Here is a 6,787-nt window from a genome sequence, read left to right as displayed (position 1 = left end):
TTGCTGTGTTATTATTGTATGTTTTTTTTGCTTTACACGGTCGATGCCTAGTTATACTCGTTAGGTGTGTGCGTCAGCTTAAGTTGTGTGAAGAAGACGAGGACGGGGTCGGTGTGCACCGCCAGTAGAAGGACCCCGTCCTCCTCACGCCTCGCACGCTCGGCGCGAGCCCCTGGACGGGGGCCGCCTAGCCTGGGGCCATGGCCCGCTCCGCGACCCGCAAGCGTCCCGCTGCCCCTGCCGCCGACGGTGGCGCCAACCCCAAGGCGCCCTGTCCGTGCGGCTCGGGCCGCCGGTACAAGCACTGCCACGGCTCGGGCTACGCCCCGCCGGTGACCCGGCCGTTCGAGGGGCTGCCCGGCGAGGAGCACTGGGTCGCGCTGCGCGAGCTGGTGCCGGCCGCGACCGCGCCACTGCGGACGGCGGACGGCCGCGACGTCACCCTCGCCAGCGTGCTGCCCGGCGGGGCCCCGGCGCTGGTCCGCGCCAACGGCGAGATCCTGCTCGGCGTCCAGCTCCAGGGCTCCTCCGACGACGTCAGCCGCGACCTCGGGACGGCGCTGGCCGCCGCGCTCGAGGCCCCGGCCGGTGCGCCGGTGGACCCGGGCCCGCTCGGCGGTGCGGGCTCGGCCGGTCCGCGGCTGCAGGAGCTGGTCGACACCACGGCGCCGCTCGAGGTGACCGTGCACGAGGACTTCGGCTTCTGGCTCGAGGGTGTCGAGGCCGGCGCCGCGGCGCGGGCCGGGCTCGAGCAGGCCAACGCGGCGATCCTGCCCACCGAGCTGCTGCCCGGCCTCGGCGCCGCCTACTGGGTGCGGCCCGGCACCGAGCGGGCGCACCTGCGCTGGGTGCGCCCCGAGCCGGAGGAGCAACTGCTCGACGCGCTGGCCCGGCTGCGCGCCTCGGGCGAGATCCTGCTGGGCGAGGGCACCCGCTACGCCGGCGCCTTCCGGGCGCACGGCCTGCTGGTGCCGGTGTGGGACCTGCCCGCCGGCACCCCGGCCGCCGACTGGACCGACGCCGCCACGGCCTTCCAGGGGCGCCTGGAGGAGGCGCTGGCCGCGACCGCCCCGCTGACCGCCGACGAGCGCCGCGCCCGCGCCGGCCTGCTCTCCCGCCAGATCACCCTGCGCTGACCCCGCTGCGGCGATTTCCGCGGAAATCGCCGCAGCGGCGACCCGGCCCGGCGGACGTCCGTCCGCCGGGCCGCTGCGCTGTGGGCGCCCCATGTGTCGACGGCGCGTAGCCGTGATCTCACCGTTCGCCGACACCCGTCGGTGGGGCGGACGCACTCCCAGGTGAGCGTTACGAGACCGTGACGCCGGTGTGGCGAACAGGGGTTGACGGCAACGGGTTGTTAGCGCTCACACTCTTATCGCTCGCGATGGCGGGCCTGCGCCGGGTCGACAGCGCGCAGAGTTCTCGAGAAGGAGATCACGTGAGCAAGAGGCTCGGCTTCGCCGCCCTCAGCGCCGGCATGGCGCTGACCCTGGCGGCCTGTGGCGGCGAGGGTGCCGGTGGCAGTGGCGGTGCCGGTGCCGGTGGCGACACGGAGGACCTGACGATCGGTGTCTCGATGCCGACCCAGACCTCGGAGCGGTGGATCGCCGACGGCAACAACGTCCAGGAGCAGCTGGAGGCGGAGGGTTACACCGTCGACCTGCAGTACGCCAACGACGACATCCCCACCCAGTCGCAGCAGATCGACCAGATGATCACCGAGGGTGCCGACATCCTCGTCGTCGCGGCGATCGACGGCACCGCCCTCTCCGGCCAGCTGGAGAACGCGGCGGCGAACAACATCCCGGTCGTCTCCTACGACCGCCTGATCCGCGACACCGAGAACGTCGACTTCTACGTCACGTTCGACAACTTCGCCGTCGGTGAGGCGCAGGGCAACGCCCTGCTGACCGGCCTGGGCCTGCGCAACGAGGACGGCTCGCCCGGCACCGCGACCGGTCCGTTCAACGTCGAGCTGTTCGCCGGCTCCCTGGACGACAACAACGCGTTCTTCTTCTGGGACGGCGCGATGTCGGTCCTGCAGCCGCTGATCGACGACGGCACCCTGGTCGTCAAGTCGGGCCAGACGAGCATCGAGCAGGCCGCCATCCTGCGCTGGCAGCAGGAGACCGCCCAGCGGCGGATGGAGGACCTGCTGACCTCCGCCTACAACGACGGCTCCCGGGTCGACGGCGTCCTCTCGCCGTACGACGGCCTGTCCCGCGGCATCATCACCGCGCTGCAGAACGCCGGCTACGGCCCGACGCTGGACGCCCAGCCGCAGCCGATGGCGGTCGTGACCGGTCAGGACGCCGAGATCGCCTCGGTCAAGCTGATCCAGGACGGGGTCCAGAGCTCCACGATCTTCAAGGACACCCGTCTGCTGGCCGAGCAGGCCGTCGCCGCCGCGTCGGCCTTCGCCGAGGGCAACGAGCCCGAGGCGAACGACACCGAGACGTACGACAACGGCGTCAAGGTCGTCCCGTCCTACCTGCTCCCGGTCGAGACGGTCTTCGCGGACGACATCCAGTCCGTGCTGATCGACTCCGGCTACTGGACGGCCGAAGAGGTCGCCAGCGGCCAGGCGGACTGACCTCCCGCCCCTGAGCCCGGCCGGGCCCGGCAGCGACGCTGACGGGCCCGGCCGGCACCAGCCGGGACCACGTCCCGCGCGATCTGGCCCACCCCGTGGGGGTGGGCCACACTCTCTCCACCATCCGCGGCGCGCCCTGTGCCCTGTGACGAGGCGCCGACGACACCGACGACGAGGTCCCATGGACGACCACATCCTGGAGATGCGCGGCATCACCAAGACCTTCCCCGGCGTCAAGGCCCTGGAGGACGTCAACCTGGCGGTCCGCCGAGGCGAGATCCATGCCATCTGCGGGGAGAACGGCGCCGGGAAGTCGACGCTGATGAAGGTCCTCTCCGGCGTCTACCCCACGGGGAGCTACGAGGGCGAGATCGTCTTCGACGGCCAGCCGGTCCGCTTCTCCGGCATCCGCGACAGCGAGCACGTGGGCATCGTGATCATCCACCAGGAGCTCGCGCTGGTCCCGTACCTGTCGATCGCCGAGAACATCTTCCTGGGCAACGAGCGGCGCGGCCGCTTCGGCGTCATCGACTGGAACAAGGCCAACGCCGAGGCCGGCGAGCTGCTGCGCTCGGTCGGGCTGGACGAGAACCCGGTGACCCCCGTGGGTCAGCTCGGCGTCGGCAAGCAGCAGCTGGTGGAGATCGCCAAGGCGCTGTCCAAGGACGTGCGCCTGCTGATCCTCGACGAGCCCACCGCCGCGCTGAACGACAACGACTCCGCGCACCTGCTGGACCTGCTGCGCCGCCTCCGGGACCGCGGCATCACCTGCATCATGATCTCGCACAAGCTCAACGAGATCACCGCCGTCTCCGACAACGTCACGGTCATCCGCGACGGCAAGACCGTCGAGACGCTGAGCCTGCACGCCGGCGAGGTCACCCAGGAGCGGATCATCCGCGGGATGGTCGGCCGGGACCTGGAGAGCTACTACCCCGAGCGCGAGTCGCACCCCGGCGAGGAGGTGCTGCGGGTCGAGGACTGGACCGTCTGGCACCCGACCCAGGAGCGCAAGATCGTCGACGGGGCCAGCCTCACCGTCCGCGCCGGGGAGGTCGTCGGGATCGCCGGCCTCATGGGCGCCGGGCGCACCGAGCTGGCGATGAGCATCTTCGGGCGCGCCTACGGCCGGAACATCACCGGCCGCATGTACGTGCACGGCAAGGAGGTCAAGCCGCGCAACGTCGCCGAGGCGATCGACGTCGGGATCGCCTACGCCACCGAGGACCGCAAGCACTACGGCCTGAACCTCATCGAGGACATCCGGCGCAACGTCTCCGCCGCGGCCCTGGGGAAGCTCGCGAGCAACGGCTTCGTCAACGGCAACGAGGAGATCAAGGTCGCCGAGGGCTACCGCAGGGACATGAACATCAAGGCGCCCAGCGTCGCCTCGGTCGTCGGCAAGCTCTCCGGTGGCAACCAGCAGAAGGTGGTGCTGTCGAAGTGGCTGTACACCGACCCCGAGGTGCTCATCCTCGACGAGCCAACCCGCGGCATCGACGTGGGCGCGAAGTACGAGATCTACACGATCATCAACCGGCTGGTCGCCGCCGGTAAGGCGGTGCTCGTCATCTCCTCCGAGCTGCCCGAGCTGCTCGGCATCTGCGATCGCATCTACACCCTGTCGGCGGGTCGCATCACCGGAGAGATGCCCGTCGGCCAGGCGACCCAGGAGAACCTGATGGAGCTCATGACCAAGGAGAAGGAGCTCGCGGCATGACCAGGACCGTGCCTCCGTCGTCGGAGCCCGAAGCCCAGACGGCGACGGCCCCCAAGGACGTCGCCCCCGCCGTCGCGCTGCACACCGGGACGAGCAACGTCCGCCAGCTGCTGACGAGCAACCTGCGGCAGAGCGGCATCTACGTCGCCTTCGTCGCGATCGTGGCGCTGTTCGCCGTCCTGACCGACGGCACCCTGCTCTCCCCGGGCAACGTCACCAACATCGTCCTGCAGTACAGCTACATCCTGATCCTGGCCATCGGCATGGTCATCGTGATCATCGCCGGGCACATCGACCTCTCCGTGGGGTCGGTGGTGGCGCTCACCGGCGCGGTCTCGGCGGTGCTGGTCATCCGGCAGGGCATGCCGTGGTGGGTGGGCGTGCTCGCGGCCCTCGCGACCGGCCTCGCCATCGGTGCCTGGCACGGCTTTTGGGTCGCCTACGTCGGCATCCCCGCGTTCATCGTGACCCTCGCCGGCATGCTGTTGTTCCGCGGTCTGACGCTGCAGGTGCTCGACAACATCTCGCTCTCGCCGTTCCCGCCGGCGTACGGCGAGATCGCCAGCGGCTTCCTCAACGGCCTCATCGGTGGCGACGGGTACGACGCGTTCACCCTGCTCATCGGTGGCATCGCCGTCGCCGGGTACGCGATGAGCCAGTACCGCAGCCGCATCGCGCGGATCAGGTACCAGCAGCCGGTCGAGTCGTTCCCGCTCTTCGTCACCAAGATCGTGCTCGTGGGGGCCGTCGTCATGGCGTTCGCCTGGCAGCTGGCCCACGCCCGTGGTCTGCCGATCGTGCTGATCATCCTGGCCGTGCTCATCCTCGTGTACGGGGTCATCACCAAGCGGACGGTCTTCGGCCGGCAGGTCTACGCGATCGGCGGCAACCTGGCGGCGGCGACGCTGTCGGGCGTCAAGGTCCGGGCGGTCAACTTCTGGATCTTCGTCAACATGGGCTTCCTGGCCGCGATCGCCGGCGTCGTCTTCTCGTCCCGGTCCAACGGCGCCCAGCCGGGTGCGGGCAACATGTTCGAGCTCGACGCCATCGCCGCCGCCTTCATCGGCGGTGCGGCCGTCACCGGCGGTGTCGGCACGGTGGTCGGCGCCATGGTCGGCGGTCTGATCATGGCCGTCATGAGCAACGGCATGCAGCTCATGGGCGTCGACCAGTCGATCCAGTCGGTGGTCAAGGGCCTGGTGCTGCTGCTGGCCGTGGCCTTCGACGTCTACAACAAGCGGCGCGCCGGCGCGTCCCGCTGACGCCCTCGGGCGGCCCCGCGGAACTCCCGCGGGGCCACCCGGCAGGGCCCGACCGAGGCGGCCACACGCGGGCCGGCTCCTCGACGGAGAGGGGTGACGGTGGAGCCCGAGGGGGCGACCCGAGCGCTGGTCATGTCGGACGTCGCGGCTCGCGCCGGCGTCTCGCACCAGACGGTGTCCCGGGTCATCAACGGACACCGCAACGTCGCACCACACACCCGGGAGCGGGTCGAGCGGGCCATCCGCGAGCTGGGCTACCGGCCCAACAGCGCCGCCCGGGCGCTGGTCACCGGTTCCACGCGGACCCTTGGCTTCGTCACCGTGAACATCAACCAGTACGGCCCCGGGCAGACCCTCGTCGGCCTGGAGCGGGCCGCACGGGCGGCCGGGTACTCGCTCAGCGTCACCGTGCTCGACGAGGCCACCGCCGAGGCGATGCGCGACGCCGTCGACCGCTTCATGGCCCAGTCGGTGGACGCCGTCCTGGCGCTGGCCACCTACGACGACGCGGTCGAGGCGCTGCACCAGGTGCACACGCCGCTGCCGCTGGTGACCGTGCAGAGCGGCGGGGCGCTGGAGGCGCCCGCGGTCGGCGTCGACCAGGTCGCCGGCGCCCGGCTGGCCACCCGGCACCTGCTCGACCTCGGCCACCGCACCGTCCACCACGTCACCGGCCCCGCCGACTCCAAGGAGGCCCGCGACCGGGACGAGGGCTGGCGCGCCGAGCTGACCGCCGCGGGCGCCCCCGTCCCGGTGTGCCTGCACGGCGACTGGACGCCGCCCTCGGGCTACGAGGCCGGCCGCCGGCTCGCCGCCCGCAAGCGCGCCGGCGAGGACATCACCGCGGTCTTCGTGGCCAACGACCAGATGGCCCTGGGCCTGCTCGCGGCGCTGCACGAGGAGGGCCTCGAGGCGCCGTGGGACGTCAGCGTCGTCGGCTTCGACGACCTGCCCGAGGCGCCGTACCTCACCCCGCCGCTGACGACCGTGCGGCAGGACTTCGCCGAGCTCGGCCGCCGGGCCGTGGAGCTCGTGCTCGCCCGGCTGGCCGGGCGCGAGCTGCACCTGCAGCCGGTCCCCCCGGTGCTGCTGGCCCGTGCCAGCAGCGGCCCGGTCCCCGTGGGGCGGACGCCCGCCGGGCTGTGACGCCTGCCCCTGTTAGCGCTAACATCCCGGCGGCGACGCGGCCGTCCGGCCGTCGTCGCGGCCGCC

The 6,787-nt window shown here is 71.4% G+C and carries 5 protein-coding genes; all 5 read left to right on the top strand.

The annotated features are described in order from the left end of the window. Positions 1-200 precede the first annotated feature (200 nt). The 5 genes from CNO22_RS03575 to CNO22_RS03555 all read left to right on the top strand — a co-directional run bounded on the left by CNO22_RS03575 (position 201) and on the right by CNO22_RS03555 (position 6,721). Complete coding sequence (locus CNO22_RS03575) at positions 201-1,136, top strand: DUF5926 family protein (RefSeq protein ID WP_100497979.1); 936 nt, start codon at positions 201-203, stop codon at positions 1,134-1,136. Positions 1,137-1,438: 302 nt separating this feature from the next. After that, the gene (chvE, locus tag CNO22_RS03570) at positions 1,439-2,593 is read left to right on the top strand and encodes a multiple monosaccharide ABC transporter substrate-binding protein (RefSeq protein WP_198588076.1); all 1,155 of its coding nucleotides are present in this window, start codon (positions 1,439-1,441) and stop codon (positions 2,591-2,593) included. Between the two features lie 181 nt (positions 2,594-2,774). Then, on the top strand, positions 2,775-4,313 hold the full coding sequence (mmsA, locus tag CNO22_RS03565; RefSeq protein WP_100497978.1) for a multiple monosaccharide ABC transporter ATP-binding protein: 1,539 nt from the start codon (positions 2,775-2,777) through the stop codon (positions 4,311-4,313). Beyond that, positions 4,310-5,575: a multiple monosaccharide ABC transporter permease gene (gene mmsB, locus CNO22_RS03560; RefSeq protein WP_100497977.1), complete on the top strand. Its 1,266-nt coding sequence runs from the start codon at positions 4,310-4,312 to the stop codon at positions 5,573-5,575. Before mmsA ends, mmsB begins: the two co-directional genes overlap by 4 nt. Before the next feature lie 93 nt (positions 5,576-5,668). Then, complete coding sequence (locus CNO22_RS03555) at positions 5,669-6,721, top strand: LacI family DNA-binding transcriptional regulator (protein WP_232806761.1); 1,053 nt, start codon at positions 5,669-5,671, stop codon at positions 6,719-6,721. Positions 6,722-6,787: the final 66 nt, after the last annotated feature.

The organism is Geodermatophilus chilensis (assembly GCF_002802985.1).
Classification (GTDB): domain Bacteria; phylum Actinomycetota; class Actinomycetes; order Mycobacteriales; family Geodermatophilaceae; genus Geodermatophilus; species Geodermatophilus chilensis.
This window is presented reverse-complemented; position numbering and strand designations above follow the sequence as displayed.

What these genes read in the sequence shown, in the direction of transcription:
- CNO22_RS03575 (WP_100497979.1), top strand. Translation starts at nt 201, where the DNA reads ATGGCCCGCTCCGCGACCCGCAAGCGTCCCGCTGCCCCTGCCGCCGAC.
- mmsA (WP_100497978.1), top strand. Translation starts at nt 2,775, where the DNA reads ATGGACGACCACATCCTGGAGATGCGCGGCATCACCAAGACCTTCCCC.
- mmsB (WP_100497977.1), top strand. Translation starts at nt 4,310, where the DNA reads ATGACCAGGACCGTGCCTCCGTCGTCGGAGCCCGAAGCCCAGACGGCG.